We start from the raw sequence: 25,576 nt of genomic DNA, 5'->3' as shown, positions 1-25,576 counted from the left end.
GCCATTATTCGGGTAGAGAGGTACCAACCATGGCGTTGAACATCAAAGATCCATCCGTGCATGAGGCGGTCAGACAGATCGCCAAAATGACCGGTGAGTCCCAAGCGCAGGCAGTCGCCGGTGCGGTGCATCAGCGACTGGCCCAACTGCAGGCGGATGACCTTGCCGATCGTCTGCTCGCCATCGGGCGCCGGACCGCAGCCCGGATGACCTCGGAGACCAAGTGGCTCGACCATGGGGCGCAGCTCTACGACGAGCGCGGACTGCCGGCATGATCGCCGACACGTCGGCGATCGTGGCGATCCTTCGCGACGAAGACGACGCGGCGCGATACGCGCGAGCCATCGCCAGAACAGAAAAGCGTCGGTTGTCCGTGGCTTCGTACCTCGAATGCGGCATTGTCATGGACTCCCAACGCGATCCGGTGATCAGCCGAGTGTTGGATGAATTTCTCGACGAAGCCGGCTTTGTCATCGAGCCGGTCTCCGAACGACAGGCACGCCTGGCCAGACAGGCCCATGCGGACTTCGGAAAGGGCAGCGGTCACCCCGCCGGCCTGAACTTCGGGGACTGCCTTGCCTACGCGCTGGCGACCGATCTGCGGGAACCGTTGCTGTGGAAAGGTGACGACTTCGAGCACACCGGAATTCCTCGGCGGCCGACGACTAGGCAACTTCGCGAACATGCAGGATCTCGCGTCGTCGAGGTGACCGGATGGCGTCGTCGCCGACAGTGACCACGGCAATCGTGCTGCCATCCGCGGCGGCAAACTCGACTTCGTAGCCACCTGCCGCGTAATGGCCGACGACGGCGCCGACATCCCCAGCGAGAAGGCCGTTTTCGGGAAGGTCGCGAGTTAATACGACAACCTCGTGCTCTTTATACACGGATCCTCTCTTCAGCTTGGGTATGCCGTAACCAGTCGGGGAACGGCGTCGGGTCCGTCGCTGATCCATACGGTACGCAACTGCACGATTCGGCCGCACGGTGTTTCTACACTACCGTCGACGACCATCTTGCGACCATATGTCGTAACGCCGGTGTCAACCACCGCGCCATTCTTAGCGATGTGCATTAGATCGTCCCGAAGGCGAGTCCATGCATCTCTGCGGTATCCCAGGGACATAAAGAAGGTGGCCTTTGCACCTCCGACAGGATGAGCGCTCGCTAGCAGGTATTCGACGACCTTGCGTTCGTCGATGTGGGCGTCGTCCCATCGGATCACATGGTGCCTACCACGCCGCGACGCGAGTCGCTTCCGCACCGCGACTGAGCAGCGCCATCAGTTCCACCGGGTCAGGACAGCCGTTGAGCAGTGCGATCAGCGGATCACGCTGCTGCACCGAAACCGGCTCCAGTGCGAAGAACCGCATGCCGACGCCGTCGGGCGCCATACGGGCGCAGACCAGCTGCCCGGGGCACAGCTTGTAGTCGGCCGTGTACGCCACGGCCTCGTGTCGTTCGCCGGTGCGCACGTCGCATACGGCGACACCCCGGCCGTGCTGCACACGCTCGATCTCGAACACCGAACGAGGCGCCTGCACCCACTGCTCGGCCAGCTCCTGTTCGTCCTCGGGCAGCAGCATGCCGCGCACCATCAGGAATTCCTCGAATCCGCCGCCTTCGAACAGCACGGTGTCGATCACCACCGGATCGGCCAGTGCCGCGTTGAACGCGGCCACGTCGTCGACGATGACCGAGCGACACCGTTCATAGGCAACCGCGTAGCGCAGATCGGTCCAGTCGCCGAACAGCACATGCTGAATCGCCTTGTGGTACAGCCAGCCCGCCCGGTCGAACAACGGCAGCTTGCCCAGATGGCATTTCTTGTACTTGCGTCGCGATCCGCACCAGCACGGGGCGTTGCGGCCCAGATCGTTTCGCTGCTGTGGGCGATGTAGCCGCAGCAGGTAGTGCAGCGGATGATCTGCCTTGGCTCGGGCGCGTCGCAGCAGCGCCAGGCCGGCCTCGGCGTCGCCGCGGTCAGAGGCGAGGCGAGCCAAGTCCAGCAGCGGCAGCTGCCAACTGTCGTCCATCTCCTCCGCCTGCAGCAGGCCACGTTCGAAGCCGGCGATGTCGCCGTCGCGTTCGCACGCCACCGCACGTAGCCATTGGCAGGCCACCCGCGCCCGCGGCGCCAACCCGTCCGCCAGCAGCCGCAACCCGCCCGCACTGAATCGGCCGTCCCGCACGGTCTCAGCCGCCAGCGCCTCCGCGATCACCGGATCGGCCAGCGCATTGCCGACGTCATCCATGATGTCGCCGACTGCGTTCACCGCACACTCGACCGCGTCGGTGGCGGGAGGCTCACGCAGTTGGTACACCGCCAGTAGCCCATACAGCCGCAGCAGTATGTTCAACATCCCCGCGGCATCGTCGGTCAGACGATGGCGTCGCGCGAGCCGCTCACATTCCCGCTCGAAAACCCAGGGGGAGAAGTCGAAACCCGGCGGTGCCAGCCATTCACCACGTCGAGCCAGGCCACGCTTCGCGGTCAGTTCCGACAGGGGCGCTACCGGCTCGGTGAACAGCGCCGGATCGGTCAGGCACACCGTCCATGCCAGCGCGTCGATGCACACCGGCTGCGTGCCGAGCAGTGCCGCCAACTGTGAGTCCGCCGTCGTTGGGAGCGCCGCGGTGACCCGTTCGACCACCAGGCCCGCCTCGCTCAGGCGCAGGCCGACCAGATCACCGTCATCGACCTTGAGTGCCTCGAACGTTCCCACCTCAAGCGCAAGCACACTTCCGTTGCTGAGCAACCACTCCGGAATGTCACACTCGGACAGCAGGTGATCATCGCCGGGCCGCAGAAAGTGGACCGCGGATCCATCGGCCAGCCGTTGATAAAGCGCGCAGTCGCAGAGCAAGGCGATCGGGGCGAGATCCGGGCCGACGGTGAGCACATCGAAGTCCACCTCGGCCTCGGTGACCCGTCGGGTGAACGCCCGGCCGGCCAGCACCGCGGGCAACCATGCCCAACGGCCGTCGACCAATTGCCCTACCGGGATATCGATTCCGAGTCGTAGCCGCTGCAGGACACGGGCGGGGTCGGGCACGCGAGCGCCCCGGAGCTGCTCGGCGATGTCGTCTTCGTGCAGCGGGCCGTGCTCGGTGAGAATCGTCGACAGTAGCCCGACGGGATCGAACGGCTCGGTCATGGCGGTCAGGGTAGGGACGAGGCCGGGCGGCTGCACTTCACCAAACCGGACGGTGTGCAGAAGTGTCCGCGGAAGCTCTGCCGGAGTTCGCTCTTGGACCCGACATAACGTGCGGTGTCGCTCAGAGGCGGGCAATCACCACAACTCGTCGCCGTAGTGCAGCACGGCGACGACGGCAAGTCAGCCGGACCAGTCGGTCCCCGCCGGTTCCTCGGACTCATCGAAGACGTCCGACACTGCGAACCGCCTGCTCAGAAACTCCACCAACTCCACCGGGTCGGGATCGGTATCAAGCAGCGCGAGCAGCTCATCGCGCTCGGCTGGCTCGACCGGGTCGATCCCGCCGAAGAACGCGAACCCCTCGCCGGTCGGCAGCGCCCGTGAGCAGATCAGCTGCCCGGGCTCCAGCGCGCGGCTCCGCGTGGTGACCTCGAACACCTCGCCGGTGCGCACGTCGCGCACGGTGACGCTGTGGCCGGGCCGGACCTGCTCGACCTCGAACACCGCGCGCGGCACTTCCAGCCACTGCCCGGCCAGCTGCCGCTCGTCGTCGGGCAGCAATGCGCCACGTAGTTCCAGGAATTCGGCGAACGCCCCGCCCTCGAACAGCATGGTGTCGATCGCCAGCGGGTCGGTCTTGGCGGCGGCCACCAGATCGTCGATCTCATCCTCGACGTGGCGGATGCGTTCGTAGCCCGCCAGCATCAACAACTCGGCCCACTCGCCGCCGAGCAGCTGCTGGTGGGCCTTGGCGTAGAGCCAGCCCACCCGCTCCGGCAGCGAGAGTTGCTCCCGGCCGAGGTGACACTTCTTGTACTTGCGGCCCGACCCGCACCAGCACGGCTCGTTGCGGCCGACGTCGGTACGCGGCTGCACGCGATGCTGTTCCAGCAGGCGCACCAGCGGGTAATCCGATCCGACGCCGGCGCGATGCAGCAGCCCCAACCCGGCCTCGGCGTCGCCGCGGTCGGAGGCGATCCGGGCCAGCGTCAGCAACGGCAGCGGCCAGTCCGGGTCCAATGATTCGGCGGCCAACAGCTCGCGTTCGCACCCGGCGACGTCGCCGAGCCCCTCGCACGCCATCCCTTGCAGCCAGCGGGTCGCCACCCGCGCCGAGCGCGGCACCTTCGACTCCAGCGACTCGGCGAACATGCCCAGGGCAGCAGCACCCGCCCGGCCCTCGCGGGTCGCCTCCTCCATGAACGACAGCGCCAGCACCGGATTCGCCAGTGCGGCACCCAGTTCGCCGAGCACGTCTGCGTATTGTCCGTCGACGGGCTCGGTTTCGGCGGGCGCTTCGACCGCGGCCTCGTCGTTCGGGTGGTCCATGGCGATGTCGAGCACCTGGGCCAGCTGTGCATGAATCTCGACCAGCGTGGTCAGCGCGAAGGCGTCGTCGTCATCCAGGCCGTACCGGTCGGCCAGCCGAGCGCATTTGCGCTCGAAGCGCCACCGCTCGAAGTCGAACCCGGTGGGCGCCAGCCAGTCCCCGCTGTGAGCCAGCCCGTGCTCGTCGGCGACCTCGCCGAGCGGGGCCAGCGGCGTGGTGAACAGGGCGGGGTCCGCCGTGCACACCGCCCACACCACGGCGGCGAAATAGGACGGCTCGTCGGCGTCGAGCAGAGCGGCCAGCCGATCACCGAGCGTCGTGTCCGTAGTCGCGGTGACCGGCTCCAGTGCGATCCCGCCGGCGGTCAACCGCAGCCCGAGCAGATCGCCGGCGGCCAGCCCCAGCCCGGCCAGCGTGCCCGGCTTCAGCAGCAGCGCGCCGGACTCAGCGATCAGCTCGAGCGGAATGCCGCGCTCCTCCAGCAGCTCGTCGTCGTAACCGGGCAGTACCACCGCCAGCGGTGAACCGTCGGCAAGCTCGGCGTAGTCGTCGTCATTGCACAGTTCGGAGATCGGATCCAGATCCGGGCTGACCGCCAGCACGTCGTGGCCCAGTTCTTCGGCGGTGAGTCGGTGGGTGAAGACCCGCCCGGCCAACAGCGCCGGCAACCACACCCACCGATCGTCGGGCAGCGGTCGGGCTGGGCAGCTGTACTCGTCGAGCAGTTCTTCGATGACGGCGTCCGGGTCGGTGACACCGGCCTCGCGCAGTCGCAGCTCGATGTCCTCGACGGCCAGCGCGCCGCGTTCGGTCAGGATCGCCGCAAGGGCCGGTACCGCCTCGGAGGAATCGGTCACGGATGACACCTTAGGGTCGGCCGGCCTCGGGTGCTGCGCGCAACGCGTTGAGGCTCGCGACCGTCGCCGGCGGAAACCTCTCGCTGACATTGCGATCGACCGCTGCGACGCCACACCGGAATGCGCCCGTCAACCGACGACGAGCACTACCCTCAGCGTCAAATGACCCACCCGGAGCGCTACCGACCCGGCGACGCGCTGGCCGCGCTGCATCGGCGCCGCGGCCCGATGATCGACGCCGGGATCGGCCGCCACGGCTACGTCTATGTGTTCGGCGCCGAGGCCAACAAGTTCGTCTTCGCCAACTCCGATGCCTTCAACTGGTGGGACGCCTTCCAGGTGCTGGTACCCGTCGACGGGCCCACCGCGCTGATCGTCAGCGACGGCGCCGACCATCGTCGCCGCCGCAGCCTGGTCCAGCCGGCGTTTCACCACCGCCACGTCGCCAACTATCTGAAGGTCATGACTGCCAATGCCGACAGCGTCATCGATCGCTGGCAACCCGGCGACACCGTCGACGTCTTCGCGCAGCTGCGCGCGGCGATCCGGCGCAGCGCCATCGAATCGCTGTTCGGGCAGGCGATGGCCGGGCACGCCGATTTCCTCGGCGAGCAACTGCAACCGCTGATCGACTTGACCCACCGGCTGCCGCAGGTGCTGCGCGCCGAACAGCTGCTGCGCTCCCCGGCCTGGCGGCGCGCCATGGCCGCCAGAGCCCGCGTCGACGAGCTGATCTACTCCGAGATCTCCCGCGCCCGAACCCATCCCAGCCCCGACGACAACGTGCTGGCCACCTTGATCGACGGACGCACCGACGACGGCGAATCGTTGCGCGACGACGAGATCCGCGACCAGATCGTCTCGCTGATCGCCGCCGGCTACGAAACCACCAGCGCGGCGATGGGCTGGGCGGTCTACAACCTGCTCGCCAACCCCGGGGTGTGGGAGACCGCAGCCGTGGAGATCCGCGATGTCCTCAACGGCCGCGCCCCAGACGCCTCCGACCTGAAGGACCTGATCTACCTCAACGGCGTCGTGCACGAGACGCTGCGGCTCTACCCGCCGGCGGTGATCTCCGCGCGCAAGGTCACCCGCGACCTGGCGTTCGACGGACGGCGCATCCGGGCCGGACGCACGCTGGTGTTCAGCCCGTACGTCACCCACCGGCTACCCGAGCTGTGGGCCGACCCGCTGCGCTTCGAACCGCGTCGCTGGGATCCCGCCTGGCCGGGCTACCGCCGGGCGGCCCCGTACGAATTCCTGCCGTTCGGCGGCGGCACGCACCGGTGCATCGGGTCGGCCTTTGCGACCGCTGAGCTGGCGGTGATGCTGGCCCGGCTGCTGGCCAGCACCGAGCTCAGCCTTGTCGACCAGCGCATACGCGCCGGCGGTTATGCGGCCCTGCAGCCCCGTGACGGGCTGAAGGTGCAGGTCACGCGGCTTCTTTGCCCCCCAGGACAACGGGTGCGTCGGCATGGACTGGCTTTTCGATCTGACATATGATGTGGTGTAGACCACGTTAAAAAAAAGATGTGACGCTGAACACAGGAGCTGCTGCCATGACCGCTTTCTTGAGCGCCTTGGGTATCACTGCGGCCACCGCAACCATCGGCGCCGGCATGATGGGCCAGACCACGGTGGCGTTGTGCGTCGGCCTGGTGTCATCGGCATTCTTCGCCGGCCGACTCTGCTGATTCGCACGCGAAGCGACGCTGCCGTCGGTAGGCCATGGCAGTCTCGTCGGCGTGCCGATTTCGCTGCCCGACGAACCACGCTTCGCCAGCTCCTCTGAGCGCCACGTCTATCAGGCGCTGGTCGACCAACTCCAGGACGGCGACCTGATCGTCTCCGGCCAGCGCGTCACCGATCACCTCAAAGACCACGAGATCGACTTCGTCGTCGCGATCGAGGGCGCCGGCATCATCTGCATCGAGGTCAAGGGCGGCGAGATCTGGCACGACGGATCCGGGTGGCGGCAGCGGGCCGGGGCCAAGGAGCGCCGTATCCATCCCGTGCGCCAGGCGCGCGACGCCTGCTACGCGCTGCGGGACTACATCGAGCACGATCCGCGCTGGAAACAGGGCCGACTGCGCTGGGATCACGTGGTGGCCTTGCCGCACACCGAGCTGTCCGACGGCTTCGAGCTGCCCGACTGCCCGCGCTGGAAGGTGATCGACCGAAACGACCTGCCGCAGTTGGTGTCTCGGCTGCGCCACGTGCTGATCCGCCAGGAACTCGAGCGGCCGCTGTTGACCGCCGACGGCATCGACCAGTTCCGCACCGCCCTTGCCGGCCGCGGGCTGCCACAGCGCGACGTGGTCGCGCGCGCCCTGGCCAACGACAGCGCCGCCGACGCCCTCACCGAACAGCAAGCCGTGATCCTCGAGGCCATCCGGCTGCTCAACCGGGTGCAGGTGCGCGGCAGCGCCGGCAGCGGCAAGACCTATCTGGCCGTGGAGCAGGCCCGCCGGCTCGCCTCCGACGGGAAACGCGTTGCGCTGCTGTGCTACTCGCACGGATTGGCCTCCTACCTCAAACGGCTCACCGGGGCCTGGCGGCGCCGCCAGCAGCCCGCCTACGTCGGCGAGTTCCACTCGCTGGGCGTGATGTGGGGTGCCCCCGACGGGGCGGGCCACCCGGACGACTCGGTGTTCTTTGAGGAGCAGCTGCCGCAGCAGATGCTGGCGCTGGCCGAAAACCTCGACCACGGCCAACGGTTCGACGCGATCGTGGTCGACGAGGCGCAGGACTTCGCCGACGCCTGGTGGGACCCGCTGCTGGAGTCGTTGCGCGACGACGAGGAGGGCGGGCTGTTCGTGTTCAGCGACGAAGGCCAGCGGGTCTTCGACCGGCAGGGCACGCCGCCGGTGCCGTTGGTGTCGCTGGTACTCGACCGCAACCTGCGCAACACCCGCCAGATCGCCGCCACTTTCCGGCCGCTGGTCGATCACCCGATCCGGTTCCTGGGCGCCGACGGGCCGGAGGTGCGGTTCGTGCCGTGCCGCAAGGAGACCGCCGTTGAAACCGGCGACGACGAGGTCGAGAGGCTGCTCGACGACGGCTGGCGGCCCGAAGACGTCGCGCTGCTGACCACCGGCAGCCGCCACCCCGAACAGGTCGCCCGCCAGCAACAGGGCACCCAGGCCTATTGGGACAGTTTCTGGGACGCCGAGCAGGTGTTCTACGGACATGTGCGGGGCTTCAAGGGATTAGAGCGCCGCGCCGTCGTACTCGTCGTCGACGCCAGCGGCCCGGTCGAACTGGCCCGGGAACGCCTCTACGTCGGGTTGTCGCGGGCCCGGGATCAGCTCGTGGTCTGCGGCGATCCGGACTTCATCGCCGAGGTGGGCGGACCGGCGCTGGCGCGGAAGTTGGGAATCGGCTGACGCGCCCCGGCAAAGTGACCGATGGCCCGCCACTTGCGTGACTACTGAACCTGCCTTAGCGCGGGTGCTCGGTGGTCAGCTGGAAATCAGCCGGACCGGCGCACGGCCCAGCGGTCATGGAAGGACGGGGCAATGGCTACTTCGCAACAATCGCAGACCACGACCCGGATGTTCGCGCGGGTGATGGGGCCGTTCATCGTCGTCATCGACGGCGCGGCGGTGATGCGCGCCCCGGAGATCTGGGAGCGCTTCTCGCACATCGCCTCCGATCCGCTGTGGACCTGGGTGGCCGGGGCATTCACGTTGCTGGCCGGTCTCGTCGTCGTCGGCTTACACCCCTACTGGCGTGGCGCCGCGGCCGTGGCCGTATCGGTGGTGGGCTGGCTAGGCGTGATCAAGGGGTTCTTCCTGGTGATGTTCCCCGACGTCCTGCTGTCCATTCCAGAGTCGACCGCCGGTGCCATCGGCTGGTGGCGCGTTCTCTACGTGGGCCTCGCGCTGGTGGGGCTGTATTTGAGCCAGGTCGGCTGGGCCCCCGGGGCGCGTCGGCCCGCAACGCGCGACGACAGCCCCAGCTCGCAGCTGCCGCATGCCGCTTGATCACTGTGATCGGATGCGGTCGGGCAGCCCCGCGGCCCCAACCGCGCCATGCGGTAGACGTCCACCAGCCGAGCCAGGTCGTGGGCGGTGACGATCCCCACCAACCGGCCGCCGTCGACAACGAGCGCCCGTCGCTGACCGTCGACGGCCAGCCGCTTCAGCAGCTCGGTGATCGGCTCACGGGAGCCCGCTGTCGTAACCTGATCCAGCCTTGCTGCCACCTCACTTATCGGGGTATCCGACCGTCGTCCCGGGGCGACGCCGCGCAACTGCTCCAAGGTGACCAGCCCGATGATCGAGCCGTCCGGGCCTGCCACCGGATAAGCCGAGTGCCGGTCACCGAGCAGGTAGCGTTCGATGAAGTCCGCCACCGTGATCCCGCCTGGCGCGGTCCGCGGATCGGCCGTCATTGCATCGGCCACCCGCACCCCGGCCAGCGCTTCTCGGGTCATCGCCTGGTCCTCGTCGGCGCGCGCCGCGGTATAGATGAACCAGCCGATGAAGGCCAGCCACACCCCGGTGAGCGTCGTAGCGGTGACGAACTCCAACAGCCCCAACGCGATCAACGCGAATGCCAGCATACGGCCGGCGCGAGCAGCGCCAACGGCGGCGCGCACCGGATCCCCATGGCGGCGCCACAGCAGCGAGCGCAGCACCTGTCCGCCATCCAATGGGGACCCGGGAAGCAGATTGAACAGACCCAACACCAGATTAACGACGGCCAGCCACCACAACACCCCGGTAACCAGCGGCTCCGTTACGGTGGTGGACAACGCAGCGGCACAACCGAATACCCCCGACAACGCCAGGCTGACCGCGGGCCCCGATATCGCGATCCACAACGCCGTCCGCGGGGTCTTGGCCTCACCACCCAACCGTGTCACGCCGCCAAACAACCACAGCGTCACGCCGAGGACGTTGACGCCGACACGCCGGGCGACGACCGCGTGCGCCAGCTCGTGAGCTAGCAGCGACGCCAACAGCACCAGCGCGCCACACGCCCCGGCCACCCAGTAGACCACCGTGGAATAGCCGCCGGCTGTCTCGGGCAGGGTGGCGGCCAGACTCCAGGTGAAGAGCCAAAGAATAACCAGCACACTCCAATTGACGCGGATCGGGAATCCGGAGACCCAGCCGACCGGGATGCCTCCACTCATGGTCAACCTCCCTGCCCGCCCCAATCTGCGCGGCACCGTCGCACAACGACCTGCTCGAACGCGGATCCCGGTCCTGTGACGGTGCGAGAGCTGCGACGGTGCGAGAGCTGCGACTGCACTCTTGCCATCTCCGCCGTTCGAGCAGATCGTGTCTTCTATCCTCGGTCGCGCCGCCGGTGCGCCGTAGGGCCGAAAGGCTCCGGTCGCCGCGCCGAATGTCACGATGTGGCGACGCCGGCCGAATCCGGTGGAAAACTCTTGCCAGCGTGTCGGTTATGAGGTAAGGCACAGCTATGCGGTTCCGTAAAACGGTGCTGGTGCTGGTGGCGGTGGGCCTGCTGATCGCGGGTTTGTTCGCGGCCCCCGCCACGTCCTACGAGTACCGGCCGGTGTTCGTGAACAGCCCGGTCGACTATGTCGACACGCTGATCGGCACCGGAACCGGCGGCCGAATCGTCGGGGAAATCAACAATTTTCCCGGCGCTTCGGTGCCGTTCGGGATGGTGCAGTACTCGCCCGACACCGTCGGCTCCTACGCCGGCTATGACCACAGTGTCGACCGGTCGGACGGCTTCAGTATGACCCACGCTTCGGTCGGGTGCGCTGCGTTCGGGGATATTTCCATGCTGCCCACCACGACCGGGATCGGCTCGCGCCCCTGGGAGCTCACCGAGAAGATCGCCCACGACCGCACCGAGAAGGGCGCGCCGGGCTATTACCGCGTCCACTTTCCCGACACCGGTGTGGCCGCAGAACTGACGGCCACCACCCGCGCCGGAGTCGGCCGTTTCCAGTACCCGCGCAACGGCCGAGCGGCAATTCTGTATGTGCGCCCGGCCGGGTCGCTGGCAGGCAACTCCGCGGCCACCATCCAGATCGGAGACGACAACACCACGGTCACCGGATGGGCGGCCAGCGGTGGATTCTGCGGCAAGAACAACACCTACACGGTGTATGTCGCGATGAAGTTCAACCGGCCGTTCACCGCCTACGGCACCTGGGACGGCTACTCGGTGTATCGCGGCACCCGCAGCGCCTACTCCAGCTACGTCGGCGAGAGCGGCGGGTACCTGCAGTTTCCGCCCGGGTCGACGCTCGAGGTGCGCACCGCGCTGTCATACGTCAGCGTCGATGGCGCCGTGGCGAACCTGGCCGCCGAAGGTGACGCAGACTTCGACGACGTGCGGGCCCGCGCGACGCAACAATGGAACGCGGTGCTGTCACGGATCCGGGTGGCCGGGCGCGACCGCCGCGACCTGACCACGTTTTACACCGCGTTGTATCACGCGCTGCTGCATCCGAATACATTCAACGATGTCGACGGACGCTACCTCGGTTTCGACGACGCCGTCCACACGCTGCGCAACGGGCACACCCAGTATGCGAACTTCTCCGACTGGGACACCTATCGGGGACTGGCCGCGTTGCACGGCCTGCTGGTGCCGCAACAAGCGGCGGATATGGCGCAGTCGCTGGTCAACGACGCCGAGCACACCGGGGCGTTTCCGCGGTGGGCACTGGCCAACGCCGCAACCGCGCAGATGACGGGTGACAGTGTGGTGCCGCTGATCGTCAACCTGTACACCTTCGGCGCCCGCGACTTCGACACCGCCCGGGCGTTGCACTACATGGTCTCCGGCGCGACGACCGGCGGAGTGGGCCGCCACGGCTACGTCGAACGGCCCGGCCTGGGCGCCTATCTAGAACGCGGCTACCTGCCGCAGGCCGGTGGATCCTGCCTCGCCCCGTCGATCCCGAGCGCCTCGATCACCCTGGAGTGGTCGGTCGACGACTTCGCCATCGCCCGATTCGCCGAAGCGCTGGGCCGCAGCGACACCGCCGCACAATTCCAGCCGCGAGCGCAGTACTGGCAGAACCTGTTCAACCCCACTACTGGGTATCTCTCGCCCCGCGATGGCGCGGGCTTCTTCCCGGACGGTCCCGGTTTCGTCGAACCCAGTCCGCTGTGCTTCGGTCAGCTCGGCTACGACGAAGGCAACGCCGAGCAGTACCTGTGGTACGTGCCCCACAACGTCGCCGGTCTGGTTACCGCGCTGGGTGGTCGACGGGCCGCGACCGAACGGCTCGATCGATTCACCAAGAAACTCAACGTGGGCCCCAACGAGCCGTACCTGTGGGCAGGTAACGAAGTGGGCCTCGGGGTGCCGTGGCTGTACAACTACCTCGGGCAGCCGTGGAAGACCCAACGGCTGGTGGACCGGATCCGCAGCGAACTGTTCGGCCCCGCACCCGACGGGGTGCCCGGAAACGACGACCTCGGGGCGATGGCCAGCTGGTATGTCTGGGCGGCGCTGGGCCTGTACCCGGCGGTCCCGGGGATGCCGGTGCTGGCCGTGAACACACCGTTGTTCGAGCGCGCCGAAATCGCGTTGCCCACCGGCAAAACTATCCGGATCAGCGCCCCCGGCGCCTCCGGGCGACACCGGCTGCGCTACATCGAGGCGCTGATGATCGACGGCGTGCCCAGCCACCAGACGTCGCTTCCGGATTCCATCGTCCGCACTGGTGGCACGCTGGCGTTCACGCTGTCGAAGAAACCGGACGACGGCTGGGGCAGCGCGGAATCCGCCGCACCGCCGTCGTTCGGTGCGGGTGGTCAGACGGTGGCGGTCAACATCACCCCGGCGGTCGCCACGATCGCCCCCGGCGGATCGGCGACCGTGACGCTGGACGCGCAACGACTCACTGCCGATGGTGACGACGACTACCTGATCACCGGCACCTCCGCCGACGGCGGGATCGCGGTGGGACCGGTGTCCGGGCGTTTCGCCGGGGAGGGGTCCGCACATCAGGACGTCGGTATCACGGTGGACGCAGCGGTGCCCGAGGGCACCCACCGCCTGGTCGTGACGACCACGGTCGGGCCCAACACCCGCACCTTCACCATGCTGATCATGGTCGGGCAGGCCGCAGCCGGCGAATAACGGCGTGCAACCCTCACCGGCCCGGCGCGACCTGCCGGCACGAATAGGTGACCGGGTCGCACATCACCGGCAGTGTGGTCCAGCCGCCGTAGGTGCCCGGCACGTTCCAGGTCGGCAGCAGCGGGCCGTCGTAGTACGGGTTGGGCATGTACTGGCAGGTGTCGTAGGCCGCGCACGGTGGTGGCGACTGGGCCCACGCGACCGCCGGAACACCCAGGCCCAGCACGGACACCGCCAGCGCGGCAAGCAGGTATCTCATGTCCCCACCGTGGCACGGGGTACCGACAACTATCGTCGGACGATGACCGTCGAGCAGCGACTGGCTGCCCTCGAGCAGATCGAGGCCATCAAAGCCCTCAAGCACCGCTATTTCCGCGCCTGCGACGCCAAAGACCCCGCCACCTTCCGGGCCTGCTTCATCGCCCAGGGCGCCGACGTGCACTACGGCCCGCTGGGCGGCTTCGACGATGCCGATCAGATCGCGGAGGTGTTCACCCGCATCGCGCTGCACAAAGTCGACGGCAAACCGGTGATCCTGGACATGCACCACGGCATGCACCCCGACATCACCATCACCGGCCCGAGCACCGCCACCGGGCACTGGACGCTGAAGTTCCGGCAGCTCAACCTGATTGACCGCACCGAACGCCTGCTCACCGGCGAATACGACGATGACTACGTCATCGAGGACGGGGCGTGGAAGATGGCCCGCAGCCATTTCCGGCAACTCTGGGTGGTCACCCGCCCACTGGGCGACGCCGTGGTGGAGGCCTGAGATGAACGACGCCCGAATCGCCCTGGTCACCGGTGCCAGCCGCAGCGTCGGCAAGGGCATCGCGCTGGCGCTGGGCTCGGCCGGCTGGACCGTCTACGTCACCGCGCGGCGAGAGGGCCCGCTGGACGAGACCGCCCGCAGTGTCACCGAGCGTGGTGGACGCGGCATCGCCGTGCAGTGTGACCACCGCGACGACGCCCAGATCGCCGCGCTGTTCGCCCGCATCGCCGGCGAACAGCACGGTCGGCTGGACCTGCTGGTCAACAATGTGTGGGCGGCACCCAAAGGATTCGCCGGCTTCACCGAGAAGTTCTGGCAGCGCCCGCTTTCGGACTGGGACTCCCTGATCGGGGTGGGGTTGCGCGCCCACTACGTCGCCTCGGTGCACGCAGCGCAGCTCATGGTGGACCGCGGATCGGGCCTGATCGTCAACATCTCCTCGTTCGGCACCCGCGGCCACCTGCACTCGGTGCTCTACGGCATATCCAAAGCCGGGCTGGACAAGATGGCCGCCGACATGGCCGTCGAACTGGCCGGCACCGGGGTGAGCGCGATATCGGTGTGGCCCGGACTGGTGAAAAACGAAGTCATGCAAGGCTTCATGGACCGCGGCCTGGACAACTTCCAGGGCTTCGCGCTGGCCAACGCCGAAACCCCGGAGTTCATCGGCCGGGTGATCGCCGCGCTGGCCGCCGACCCCGATATCGCCGCACGCAGCGGGCACACCCTGATCACTGCCGAGACCGCCCTGGACTACTCCGTCACCGATATCGACGGCAACCAGCCCGACTCGCACCGGGAACTGTTCGGCGGCGGGCCGCTGTACTAGCCGTGCCCGCCCGATTATCGATCTGGGCACCAGCGCCCCTACACTTTCTGGCGCCATGACCGACAACGCCGTGCACTCCGAAGCGGGCCGCCGCCGGACCTTCGCAGTCATCAGCCACCCCGACGCCGGCAAATCCACCCTGACCGAGGCGCTGGTGCTGCACGCCAAGGCCATCACCGAAGCCGGCGCGGTGCACGGCAAATCCGGTCGCCGCGCCACCGTGTCGGACTGGATGGAGATGGAGAAGGCCCGCGGCATCTCCATCACGTCGACGGCGCTGCAGTTCGGCTACCGCACCGCGCGGGGACAGGACTGCGTCATCAACCTGCTCGACACCCCCGGCCACGCCGACTTCTCCGAAGACACCTACCGGGTGCTGACTGCAGTCGACTCCGCAGTCATGCTCATCGACGCCGCGAAAGGCCTTGAGCCGCAAACCCTCAAACTGTTCCAGGTGTGCCGCCACCGCCGGATCCCGATCATCACCGTGATCAACAAATGGGACCGCCCCGGCCGCCACGCCCTGGAATTGATGGACGAGATACAGACCCGGATCGGGCTGCGCCCCACCCCGTTGACCTGGCCGGTCGGCATCGCCGGAGACTTCCAGGGGGTGCTCGACCGCCGCTCGGGGAACTTCATCCGATTCACCCGGACCGCCGGCGGCGCCACCGCGGCACCCGAGGAACACATCCCCGCCGCCGACGCGCACGAGGCGGCCGGTGCCGACTGGGACACCGCGGTCGAAGAGTGCGAACTGCTGAGCGCCGACGGATCCGACTTCGACCGCGAGGCGTTCCGCGACTGCACCGCGTCACCGGTGCTGTTCACCTCGGCGGCGCTGAACTTCGGGGTCAACCAGCTGCTCGACGTGCTGACCGAGCTGGCGCCGGCGCCCGGCGGGGCGCTCGACGTCGACGGCGTCCGGCGCGCCACCGACGCGCCGTTCAGCGCCTTCGTCTTCAAGGTGCAGGCCGGCATGGACTCCGCGCACCGCGACCGCATCGCCTATGCGCGGGTGTACTCCGGCACCTTCGAACGCGGCGACGTGCTCACCCACGCCGCGACGGGCAAGCCGTTTGTGACCAAGTACGCCCAATCGGTGTTCGGCCAGCAACGCTCCACGCTGGACACCGCCTGGCCCGGCGACGTGATCGGGCTGGCCAACGCCGCCGCCCTGCGCCCGGGCGACACACTGTACTGCGATGTGCCCGTGCAGTATCCGCCGATACCGAGCTTCTCGCCCGAGCATTTCTCGGTGGCCCGCAACGTCGACCCCAGCAAGCACAAGCAGTTCCGGCGCGGCATCGAGCAGTTGGACCAGGAGGGCGTCGTGCAGGTGCTGCGCTCCGATCGGCGCGGTGACCAGGCGCCGGTGCTCGCCGCGGTCGGCCCGATGCAATTCGAGGTGGCGGCCCACCGGATGGCCACCGAGATCGGCGCGGCCATCTCACTGGAGTCACTGCCCTACCAGGTCGCGCGGATCGTGGACCCCGGCGACGTCGACTTCGTCGCCAGGCAGTCGTTGACCGAGGTCATGACCCGTAGCGACGGGGTGCACCTGGCACTGTTCTCCAACAGCTGGCGGCTGCAAGGCTTCCAACGCGACAACCCCGATATACAGTTGCGGTCCTTGGTGGCCGCCGACGAATAGCCGGGACCGCTGGATCAGTTGCGCAGCCGCACCATTCGCGTCGTCGAACTCTCATCGAGCTCCACCAGGTCGGAGTAGGACCGCAGGAAATCACTGAAAGACTTGTAGCCCAACTCTTTCTCGCTGAACGACGGATCCATCCGCTTCATCTGCGCTTTGACCGCCGAGTTGTGCAACCACTCGACGTCGTCCTTCTCCAGGCCGATCTGCAACGCGCGGGTGAGCAGCGCGGTGGCGGTGTCCGCCGGATCCGGCTCCGGCGGTTCTTCGGGCTGCTGCTTGGGCTGGCGGGTGCGCCGCTTCGGTTCGGCGTCGGCGTCGGCATCGGGCGGTGCGGGCTCGAACACCGGCACCCCGGGTAGCGCGTCGTAGCTGATGAAGTCGTCGCAGGCCGCGGCCAGCGCCCGGCTGGTCGACCCGGCCACCCCGATGCCGACCACATAGCGGCCCAACCGTTTACAGCGCTGCGCCAGCGGGATGTAGTCGGAGTCGCCGGCCACGATCACCACATGGGTCAGATCCGGCAGCCGGAACATGTCCTCGACCGCATCGACGGCCAACCGGATGTCCGCGCCGTTCTTGCCGTAGGCGGCCGCCGGGAACAACTGCACCAGATCGACTGCGCGGGCCACCAGCTGCTGGCGGTAGCCGGTGTTGACCTCGGCCGACCAGTCGGCGTAGGCGCGGGTGAGCACCAGCGTGCCGAACGACGACGCGAAGTCGATGATCGCCCCGACGTCGATGGTGGCCCGGGCCAGCCGATCCGGGTGTTTGGCCAAACCCTTTGCTTTGTCCTTCTGGAACGAGTTGCGTCCGTTGACCTGGTCATAGCGCGAGATCACGATGTTGTCGAAGTCGATGTAGACCGCGACCCTGGTGTCGCCGGATTGCGTCATGGTGACAGTGTGGCACCACCGGCCACATCCGTAGCGGCTTGGCGGGAATGGGGGAGTTGCCCGGCTCTCAGCGACAACTGCTGACGCGGGGCGGGCCCGATGCGATTTGTCGCTGAGAGACAGGCAACTATCCATATGGTCCGGGCCGCCGGGACTGTTAACCGGGCCGGTACCACCGCGGAATCAACTCCGGATCCGGCAGCGGGTACTGGCCGAAGAACCCCCGCGGGTCACCGCGCAGTACCTGGGCGTTCTGCATCTCGGCGCGGTGCCGAATCGCCGCCAGCCGGCTGTGCTCGGCGGCGCGGTGCTCGGCGTAGCTGCGCATCAACCAGCGTGTGACGAGCACCGCCAGGGTGATCACGGCGCCGGCGAGGATGAGCCAGCGCAGCCACCACAGCAGCGCGAGCAACAGCAGCACGGCGAACACCGATCCGCCGCCCCCCGACCCGCTGCTGCTGCTCATAACCGACACGATAAAAGCAGGGTGTGACAGAGCGGGATCTCAGCGGCCGGTGGGACCGACAGCCCGTCACGCCTCGCGTAGCCGCAACGCCAGCCCGGACGCGCGCACCGCACGCCGATCCAGCGCGGCCCGGATCTCCGCCTCGGAGCCGATCACCCGCACCTGGTGTTTGGCGCGGGTCACCGCGGTGTAGAGCAGCTCGCGGGTCAGCAGCCGCGACTCCACCGGCGGCATCAGCACCGTCACCACGTCGGCCTCGCTGCCCTGGCTCTTGTGGATGGTCATCGCGTACATGCTGTCGACATCGGAGAGCCGGCCGGTGGCGAAATCCACCGGACCGGACGCCGTCGCGATCACCGCTCGCACCCCCTCGCTGCGCGCTACGACCACCCCGGTGTCGCCGTTGCGCACGCCCAGCCCGTAGTCGTTGGCGGTGACCAGCAGCGGCCGCCCGGCATACCAGTCCGCCCACACCGGATCCCCGGTCTGCTCGGACACCCACCGCCGAATCTGATGGTTCCAGTGGTTGGCGCCGTGCGGGCCGTCGCGGTGCGCGCACAACAGCCGGTGCTCGTCGAGGTTGCGCAGCGCCTCGCCGGCGTCGCCGAGCAGCGCCGCCTGGCGCACCCGCAACGCGTGCGGCACCGCGATCGCCGCCAGCTGGTCGGCCAGCGCGGCCGGGGTCGACACGTCGAGCCATTCCCGGTGCTCGTCACCGGAGCCCAACAGCTCGATCACGGTGTCACCGTCGCCGGCGCGGATTGCCGCGGCCAGCTCACCGATCGCCTTCTTGTAGCGGTGCGCGGTCGCCAGCGTCGCCACCCGGGTGCCCGGGCGGGCGGCCAAGCCGTCCACCAGGTCGGCCAGCACCGCACCGGCCTCCACCGACGCCAACTGGTCGGGGTCGCCCACCAGGATCAGCCGGGCGGTGGGCCGCACCGCCTCCAACAGCCGGGCCATCAGCGTCAGCGACACCATTGACGTCTCGTCGACCACGATCACGTCATGCGGCAGCCGGTTGCCGCGATTGTGCTTGAACCGCGCCGATCCCGGTCGCGAACCCAGCAGCGAGTGCACGGTGCTGGCCTGCAGCCCGGCCAGTCGGGCCTGATCCACCGGCTCGAGCCCGGCCACCACCCCGGCGACCGCCTCGGTCAGCCGGGCCGCGGCCTTACCGGTGGGGGCGGCCAGCGCAATCCGCAACGGTCGCCGCCCGGACGCCTCGGCCTGTTCGGCCAGCAGTGCCAGCAACCGGGCGACCGTGGTGGTCTTGCCGGTTCCCGGGCCGCCGGTGAGCACCGTGACCGCCTGCGTCAACGCGATCTCGGCGGCGGCGCGCTGGTCGTCGTGGCCCGGCGGGAACAGCCGCTCGAGTCCGGGCAGCTCGAGCGGCCCGTCCTGCGGCGTCGACAGCGCCAGCAGGTCCGCGCAGACCTGCTGCTCCTCACGCCAATAGCGGTCCAGATACAACAGCCCGCCCGAATCGTTGTCATAGATGCGCAACACCTGCTTGGCGACCAGCGAACTGGCACGCACCGCCGCCAGCCAGGCCGCCGGCTCCGGCCAACTCAGCTCCGGAGACTCGGTGCCGTCGGCCACGGTGGCCAGCTCCACACAGACCGAACCGGTGCGCAACGCCCGCACGGCCAGCGCCACCGCCAATGCCACCGTCTCGTCGGCTTCCGCGCCCAGCGCGCAGATCCGTTGGGCGGTATGCACATCCGCGGCCTCCAGCAGCCCGGCCTCGTTGAACTCCCGCAGGATGCCGGTGGCGCCACGCGCCACCCGCCACGACAGCGGGTCGAGCTCGGTGCTCATGCCGCCACCCCCTGCTGCAGCAGGTCCGACAGCGCCACCACCAGCGCAGCCGGCGGGCGCCAGCTGAACACCCCGGCCGGATAGCCGCCCAGAATCGGGGTGTCCGGCCCGCACATGCCGCGCACGAACAGATACAGCACCCCGCCCAGCTGCCGCTCCGGGTCATAGTCCGGTTGGCGCCAGCGCAGAAACCGGTGCAACACCGCGGTATACAGCAGCGCCTGCAACGGGTAATCCGAGTGCAGCATGGCCTCGGCCATCCGCGCGGGGCTGTAGTCGGCGGCGGTTTCGCCGAGGTTGTTGGTCTTGTAGTCGACCACCAGATACCGCTGATCGGGCAACCGCAACACCACGTCCAGCGAGCCGGACAGATAGCCGCGCAGCGACTGGCCACCGAGCGCCTCGGACAGCAACCGGTCGGCGTAGACCGCGAACGGATCCTCGGAAGGCAGGTGCTCACGCAGCAGTGCGCCCACGTCGGCGACCCGCAGCTGCGCCGCGGCGCCGGCGGTGTCGCCGCCGGCCAGCGGAATCTCGAAGTCCAACTCCCGCAACCGGTCCGGTAAGCCGATCTGCCGCAACGTCAAGCCGTCGGCCAGCGGGCCCAGCGGGGTGTCGTGCATCGGCAGCAGCGCCGCGGCCAGCGTCTCGGCGTCGACGCCGATCGGCCACCACGGTTCGTGCACCCGCACCTGCTCGGTCAGTTCGGCGGCCAGGTCCGCGGCGAACGGGTCGGCGGTTTCCAATACCCCGTGCACCAGCGATCCGAACGTCCTGCCGCCGGGCAGATCCGCCATCGGGGAGCGCAACTCGACGCCGTCGGCGGCGGCCGCCCCGGTGACCGTGACATCTTCGGACTCGTCGTCACGGGTGTGGGCATCGGGTTCGGAGTGCACCCCGCTCTCCGCCTGCTCCTGTGCGCCGCGGAGCAGCGCCGAATAGGAGGTGCGCCGCCAACCGGCGTCGATGTGGCGGTGGAAGTGACGCACCGCCAGCTCACCGGGCGCCTCGCGCCGAACCGGCGCCGTCGGCGGACCGATCACCGACTCCTCCACCACCGGCCCGCCCCGCTCCTGCCAGCCGGTGAACACCGCCCAGGCGTCGTCGTCGGAGATCCGCGACTCACACCGGTCGGGCACCTCGGCCTGGCCGGGAGGCCGCCCGCGCAGCAGCCGGGACAATCCGCCGTTGATCTCGTCGCCGGCCGGCGCCCACCAGGCGATCACCTGCGACTGGGCCCGGGTCAGTGCGACATAGGTGATCCGGATGTGGTCGAGGGCTTCCTCCCGCCGATGCAACTCCTTGACCGCCGCCATCCCAGGGCTGCGGGACCCGCCGATGTGCAGGCAGCGGACCTCGGTGCCGTCGGCGCCCGGCTCGTGATAGAGCAGGTTGCCCTCGGCGGCGATGTAACGGCGAAACATGAAGGGCAGGTACACGATCGGGAACTGCAGTCCCTTGGCCGCGAACACCGTCATGATCTGCACGGCACCGGCGTCACTGTCGAGCCGGCGGTTGCGCTCCACCGCACCGGTGCGGTCCTCACGCTGGCGGCGCAACCAATCCCGCAGCGCCGGCAGGCCGAGCCGGTCGGCGTGCGCGGCCTCGTGCAGCAGCTCACCGATGTGGGCCAGGTCGGTCAGGTGCCGCTCGCCGCCACGTTGGCTGAGCACCCGCCGCCCCATCCCGGCGAGCTGTGCGGCCTCGAACACCGCCGCGACGCCGCGCAACCGGACATGGTCGGCCCACTCGCGCAGCTTCTGTGTCACGTCGTCGGTTAGCTTGTCGCCGCCGCGGGCCAGCGATTCCGCGGACTCGCCGAAGAACATCGTGCAGGCCGCCGCGCGCACCAGCCCGGTGCGGCCCGGCTGGTCGAGGGCCTCCAGCAGGCACAGCCAGTCCTCGGCGGCCCGGGAGGCGAACACGTCGGCGTCGCCGGTGTAGACCACCGGGATACCCAGTTTGGTCAGCGCGTCCCGGCACAACGCCGCATCCTGGTGCTGCTCGACCAGGATCGCGATGTCACCGGCGCGCACCGGCCGGTCGCCGTAGCGGGCGCCGGAGTTGAGCAGGGCGCCGACGTCAGCCGCCAGATCAGCCGGAATGTGTTCGCGCAGTGGGCCGATCAGCAGGCTGTCGAGGCCGTCCTTGCCCAGCGTGGGCCGTTTGACGACCCGCAGCCGGAACGGGGCGTTGTGCGGCGCCCCGCTGAGCCGATGGCCGGTGTGGTGGGCCTCGATGGATGGCACGACGATCTCCGGGTGGCCCAGCTGGGCGCCGCCGAGCACGGTCTGCAGGCTGTCGACCAGTGCCTTGTCGCTGCGGTAGTTGGTGGCCAGGGTGCGCCGGTCGGCGGCGGCGCGGACCGCGGCCAGGTAGGTGTAGATGTCGCCGCCGCGGAAACCGTAGATCGCCTGCTTGGGGTCACCGATGAGCACCAGTGTGGAATGCCCGCTGAAGGCGCGGTCGATCACCTCCCACTGCACCGGGTCGGTGTCCTGGAATTCGTCGACCATCACGATCGGCCAGCGCCGGCGCATTCGTTCCGCGGCGTCGGATCCGCTGCGCCGCAGGGCTTCGGCCAGCCGGGTCAGCAGGTCGTTGTAGCCGAGCACCCCCAGCCGGCGCTTGCGGCGCTCGAGCTCGTCGAGCACCGCCTCGGCGAACGCCCGCCGCACGCCTGCCTCGGATTCGGGGTTCGGGTGCTGCGGGCGCAGTTGCGCGGCCGGGTCTTCCACGACTCTGCCGGCCAACTCGAGCGCTTCTTTGCGCGTCATCGGCGGCTTGTTCTCGTCGTTGCCGAAATGCGCCAGGTAGTGGTCATCGACGATCTCGGTGACCAGATCGGTCAGGCTTTCCACCAGTGTCGCGGTGGAGGCCGTATCACCGGCCACGCCAAGCGATTTCAGCACCATGGCACAGAACTGGTGGATGGTGACGATCGTCGCGGCGTCGAAGTCGGTCAGCGCGTTGCGCAGCCGGGCGCAGGCGGTCCCGGCCTCGCCGGCGGTGAGCAGATGGTGCTCCAGATTGTTGCCGGGCTCGCGGCGACCCTCCAGCACCGCCAGCGCGTCACCGATCTGGCCGCGCACCCGTTCCCGCAGCTCCCGGCTGGCCACCCGGCCGAAGGTGATCAGCAGCAGCTGGTCGACACGGGCGACCCCGTCGGCCAGATAGCGGGTGACCAGGCCGGCCAGCGTGAAGGTCTTACCGGTTCCGGCGCTGGCCTCCAGCACCACGGTGGACCGCTCGGCGGGCAGCGGACCCAGCAGCTCGAAGCGATGTGTCACGAGAGCACCTCCGCGCTCAGCAGTGGCGCCCACAGCCGTACCGCCAGCGCCCCCAGCCGGGTGCCCTCGCCGGTGACCTCCTCGCCGGGACGGGGGACGTCGAGCAGGGTGTCCAGCCCGGCGTTTTGTCCCCACACCTTGATGTGGGCGGCGTCGGTGGACTCGCCGAACTTGCCGCCCCAGGCGCCCCGGGCGGCGCCGATCGGGTCCTCCTTCTCGCGGCGGGCCGCCGCCCAGGCGCACGACGTCGCCAGCGGCAGCGGCAGCGGCTCCCGCCGGCCCGCGTCGTAGATCGCCACCAGGTCATCGAGCACCGCGACCGGGTCCGGTGGCGGCACGAAAAGCCGCTGCCGGATGTGGCTGCGGCCCACGCCCCGCCCGATGCACAGCGCGCTCCACTGGCTGTCGGGGTATTGGGCGGCCAACGCCAGCAATGGAATCCAGGCTGCCAGCACATGTTTGGGCGCCAGCCGCGAGTAGACCACCGACACGGTGCGGCTGCCGTACACCCCGGACACCGTGCCGGTGAGCCGGCGCCCTCGCAGGTCGACGTCGATGTCGTAGGCGTCCGGGTCCCCGACCCGGTGGGCGAACGCGGCCTCGGCCAATGCCCGGGACAGGTCGCGGATCTCGCAGGCGGTGCGCATGCCGAGCCGCCCCGGCGGCAGGGTGCCGCGACGCCACTCGGCATTCGCGGCGTCGTCGGGGTGCATGCCGGCGAGCATGTCGGAGAGCATCCGATCACCGACCGCCCACTGCGCCAGGCCCTCGATCTCGACGGGCATGGCGTCCTGGACGCCCTCGACGTCCCAGGGCAGCGTGTAATCCAGTGCCCGGAAATACCCCTTGACCGGATCCTTGAAGAATCGGGTCAGCTCTTCGAGTTCCACGTCGGTGACCGGTGGCGGCGGCAACAACGCGGCGAAGGTGTCGGTCGGTTCGGTGCGTTTCCCGGCGGCGGCCTCGGCGGCGGTCAGCGCCGTCGGGTCGAAGGTGAACGGCCGGCCCGGCACCCCCAGTGCGCCCGGCTCGACATTGCGGATGTCGAAGGGCTGCAACGGGTGCCGCACCACGACGTGATCGCGGACCGGCGCCTCGGTGGCGATGTCGAGCGCGTCGAGCAACTCGGCGAGCGGCACCGCCGGCGGGCGCAGCTTGCCGGTGCTCTCATCGGCGCCGGCGTAGGTGATCACCAGTGTCTCGGTGGCGGCACACACCGCATCCAGCAGCAGCTGCCGGTCCTCGGACCGCACGTCGCGTTCCCCGGTCAACGGCCGCCGGCACAACACGTCGTCGCCGTCGATGTGATCCGCCCGCGGAAACACCCCGTCGTCGAGGCCGACCAGACACACCACCCGGTGCGGCACCGAGCGCATCGGCACCATGGTGCACACCGTCAGGCCGCCGGTGCGGAAGTTGGCCCGGGTGGGCCGCCCGGCCAGGTGCCCGGCCAGCAGGGCACGCACGTCGGAGAGTTGCAGCGCGGTCTGGGCGTGCGAACCGGCCTGCATCACCACATCGGCCAGTTCGCGCTGCAACTGGCCGGTCTGCCAGCCGTCGTCGATCGAGACCCGGGTCAGCGCGGTCACGCCGTCGATCAACGCGGCGATCCACTCGCTGAGCGGCCGCGACCCGGTGAGCGCATCGGCGGCGGTCTGCAGTCGTGCCACGAACTCGGCGAGCCGCCCGGCCAGCTCCACCCGGTTGCTGCCGACGTCGTCGAGCGGCAGCGCGGTGCCCAGCCAGGCCCGGGAATCCTCCGACATCGCCACCCCGGTCAAGATCCGATCCAGCCCGAACCGCCAAGTGTTGTGCTGAATGGTCTTGAGCCCGTACGGTTCCCGATGCGCCGCGTCGAAGCTCCACCGGACGTTGGCCTGCTGCACCCAGGAGGTGATGTCCTCCAGGTCGTCGTCGGTGAACGCGAACCGGGCCCGCACCGGTGCCGCTTGCGCCAGGTTGAGCACCGCACTGGCGGTGGCGCGGCTGTCGGCGATACCCAACAGTTGCTCGGCCACCCCCAGCAGCGGGTTGGTCTGGGTCAGCGCCCGGTCGGCCAGCTGCACCCGCAGTGAGTGCGCGGGATGGCTCTCGCCGGCCAGCTCACCGAGCCCGAAGCCGGCGACGATCAGCGGCGCATAGGTCTCGATGTCCGGGCACATCACCACGATGTCGCGCGGCTGCAGCGTCGGGTCGTCTTCGAGCAGGCCGAGCAACACCTCGCGCAGCACGTCGACCTGGCGGGCCGGGCCGTGGCAGGCGTGCACCTGCACCGAACGGTCCGCCGGTGTGGCGCAACGCCCGTCGGGCCGCACCGCATTGGCGGCGATGTCGGCCTGCAGCCAGCCCAGCAGGGTGCCCGGTTGGGCCGCGGCGCCGAGGTAGTCATCGCCGGCAGGCGTCGCGGGCAGGGCG

Annotated in this window: 20 protein-coding genes and 1 pseudogene; 10 read left to right on the top strand and 11 right to left on the bottom strand. The window is 69.0% G+C overall.

Features of this window, described 5'->3' with window-relative positions:
• Nucleotides 1-29: 29 nt before the first annotated feature.
• Together DQP56_RS09345 and DQP56_RS09340 are read left to right on the top strand one after the other, a co-directional pair.
• Nucleotides 30-275 (top strand): type II toxin-antitoxin system VapB family antitoxin, encoded by a 246-nt coding sequence (locus tag DQP56_RS09345; protein ID WP_112684757.1) that lies wholly within the window; start codon nt 30-32, stop codon nt 273-275.
• Complete coding sequence (locus DQP56_RS09340; protein ID WP_112684755.1) at nt 272-736, top strand: type II toxin-antitoxin system VapC family toxin; 465 nt, start codon at nt 272-274, stop codon at nt 734-736. Before DQP56_RS09345 ends, DQP56_RS09340 begins: the two co-directional genes overlap by 4 nt.
• Here the strand turns inward: DQP56_RS09340 and DQP56_RS09335 are convergent.
• The 4 genes from DQP56_RS09335 to DQP56_RS09325 all read right to left on the bottom strand — a co-directional run bounded on the left by DQP56_RS09335 (nt 666) and on the right by DQP56_RS09325 (nt 5,345).
• The gene (locus DQP56_RS09335) at nt 666-956 is read right to left on the bottom strand and encodes a DUF4926 domain-containing protein (protein ID WP_234825572.1); all 291 of its coding nucleotides are present in this window, start codon (nt 954-956) and stop codon (nt 666-668) included. The genes DQP56_RS09340 and DQP56_RS09335 overlap by 71 nt on opposite strands.
• A complete protein-coding gene (locus DQP56_RS25735) occupies nt 899-1,225 on the bottom strand; it encodes a DUF6883 domain-containing protein (protein WP_353617117.1) in 327 nt (108 codons plus the stop codon). The genes DQP56_RS09335 and DQP56_RS25735 overlap by 58 nt, the downstream gene beginning before the upstream one ends.
• A 7-nt stretch (nt 1,226-1,232) precedes the next feature.
• Entirely contained in the window at nt 1,233-3,158 is a 1,926-nt protein-coding gene (locus tag DQP56_RS09330) for an SEC-C domain-containing protein (protein WP_112684751.1), read from the bottom strand.
• A gap of 180 nt (nt 3,159-3,338) precedes the next feature.
• Entirely contained in the window at nt 3,339-5,345 is a 2,007-nt protein-coding gene (locus tag DQP56_RS09325) for a YecA family protein (RefSeq protein WP_234825571.1), read from the bottom strand.
• 162 nt (nt 5,346-5,507) lie between these two features.
• Between DQP56_RS09325 and DQP56_RS09320 the strand changes: the two genes are divergently transcribed.
• The 4 genes from DQP56_RS09320 to DQP56_RS09310 all read left to right on the top strand — a co-directional run bounded on the left by DQP56_RS09320 (nt 5,508) and on the right by DQP56_RS09310 (nt 9,331).
• On the top strand, nt 5,508-6,848 hold the full coding sequence (locus DQP56_RS09320; RefSeq protein ID WP_112684749.1) for a cytochrome P450: 1,341 nt from the start codon (nt 5,508-5,510) through the stop codon (nt 6,846-6,848).
• A gap of 56 nt (nt 6,849-6,904) precedes the next feature.
• Nucleotides 6,905-7,039 carry a hypothetical protein gene (locus DQP56_RS25560; RefSeq protein ID WP_286167728.1) on the top strand — a complete coding sequence of 45 codons (135 nt, stop codon included), beginning with the start codon at nt 6,905-6,907 and terminating at the stop codon, nt 7,037-7,039.
• Between the two features lie 51 nt (nt 7,040-7,090).
• Nucleotides 7,091-8,731, top strand: coding sequence for an NERD domain-containing protein (locus DQP56_RS09315; RefSeq protein ID WP_112684747.1), 1,641 nt, complete (start codon nt 7,091-7,093; stop codon nt 8,729-8,731).
• 132 nt (nt 8,732-8,863) lie between these two features.
• On the top strand, nt 8,864-9,331 hold the full coding sequence (locus tag DQP56_RS09310) for a hypothetical protein (protein ID WP_112684745.1): 468 nt from the start codon (nt 8,864-8,866) through the stop codon (nt 9,329-9,331).
• 32 nt (nt 9,332-9,363) lie between these two features.
• Here DQP56_RS09310 and DQP56_RS09305 read toward each other — a convergent pair.
• Nucleotides 9,364-10,488 (bottom strand): annotated as a pseudogene (locus DQP56_RS09305) (site-2 protease family protein); the annotation flags it as partial.
• Nucleotides 10,489-10,781: 293 nt separating this feature from the next.
• Here DQP56_RS09305 and DQP56_RS09300 point away from each other — a divergent pair.
• Entirely contained in the window at nt 10,782-13,433 is a 2,652-nt protein-coding gene (locus tag DQP56_RS09300; protein WP_112684743.1) for a GH92 family glycosyl hydrolase, read from the top strand.
• A 13-nt stretch (nt 13,434-13,446) separates the two neighbouring features.
• Here the strand turns inward: DQP56_RS09300 and DQP56_RS09295 are convergent, their stop codons facing one another.
• Nucleotides 13,447-13,692 (bottom strand): hypothetical protein, encoded by a 246-nt coding sequence (locus DQP56_RS09295; protein WP_112684741.1) that lies wholly within the window; start codon nt 13,690-13,692, stop codon nt 13,447-13,449.
• A 42-nt stretch (nt 13,693-13,734) separates the two neighbouring features.
• On the opposite strand from DQP56_RS09295, the gene DQP56_RS09290 reads away from it, so the two are divergent.
• From DQP56_RS09290 to DQP56_RS09280, 3 genes are read left to right on the top strand one after another with little or no spacing between them, the layout of a single operon-like run.
• Nucleotides 13,735-14,208: a nuclear transport factor 2 family protein gene (locus tag DQP56_RS09290; RefSeq protein WP_112684739.1), complete on the top strand. Its 474-nt coding sequence runs from the start codon at nt 13,735-13,737 to the stop codon at nt 14,206-14,208.
• A gap of 1 nt (nt 14,209) precedes the next feature.
• The gene (locus tag DQP56_RS09285) at nt 14,210-15,037 is read left to right on the top strand and encodes an SDR family NAD(P)-dependent oxidoreductase (protein WP_112684737.1); all 828 of its coding nucleotides are present in this window, start codon (nt 14,210-14,212) and stop codon (nt 15,035-15,037) included.
• A gap of 55 nt (nt 15,038-15,092) precedes the next feature.
• Nucleotides 15,093-16,691 carry a peptide chain release factor 3 gene (locus DQP56_RS09280; RefSeq protein WP_112684735.1) on the top strand — a complete coding sequence of 533 codons (1,599 nt, stop codon included), beginning with the start codon at nt 15,093-15,095 and terminating at the stop codon, nt 16,689-16,691.
• Nucleotides 16,692-16,705: 14 nt separating this feature from the next.
• Here the strand turns inward: DQP56_RS09280 and DQP56_RS09275 are convergent, their stop codons facing one another.
• The 5 genes from DQP56_RS09275 to recC form a co-directional block, all read right to left on the bottom strand.
• Entirely contained in the window at nt 16,706-17,587 is an 882-nt protein-coding gene (locus tag DQP56_RS09275; RefSeq protein WP_112684733.1) for an NYN domain-containing protein, read from the bottom strand.
• Between the two features lie 157 nt (nt 17,588-17,744).
• Complete coding sequence (locus DQP56_RS09270; protein WP_234825570.1) at nt 17,745-18,053, bottom strand: hypothetical protein; 309 nt, start codon at nt 18,051-18,053, stop codon at nt 17,745-17,747.
• A gap of 66 nt (nt 18,054-18,119) precedes the next feature.
• The gene (recD, locus tag DQP56_RS09265) at nt 18,120-19,871 is read right to left on the bottom strand and encodes an exodeoxyribonuclease V subunit alpha (RefSeq protein ID WP_205868830.1); all 1,752 of its coding nucleotides are present in this window, start codon (nt 19,869-19,871) and stop codon (nt 18,120-18,122) included.
• Complete coding sequence (recB, locus tag DQP56_RS09260; protein WP_112684731.1) at nt 19,868-23,161, bottom strand: exodeoxyribonuclease V subunit beta; 3,294 nt, start codon at nt 23,159-23,161, stop codon at nt 19,868-19,870. The genes recD and recB overlap by 4 nt, the downstream gene beginning before the upstream one ends.
• Nucleotides 23,158-25,576, bottom strand: a 2,419-nt coding sequence (recC, locus tag DQP56_RS09255; RefSeq protein ID WP_112684729.1) for an exodeoxyribonuclease V subunit gamma, incomplete at its 5' end; no start/stop codon positions are given. The genes recC and recB, both read right to left, overlap by 4 nt.

Origin of the sequence: Mycolicibacter senuensis (assembly GCF_003284925.1) — a bacterium.
In the GTDB taxonomy this organism is placed as follows: Bacteria; Actinomycetota; Actinomycetes; order Mycobacteriales; family Mycobacteriaceae; genus Mycobacterium; species Mycobacterium algericum_A.
The sequence above is the reverse complement of the archived record's forward strand: the minus strand, read 5'-3'. Positions and strand labels throughout refer to the sequence as shown.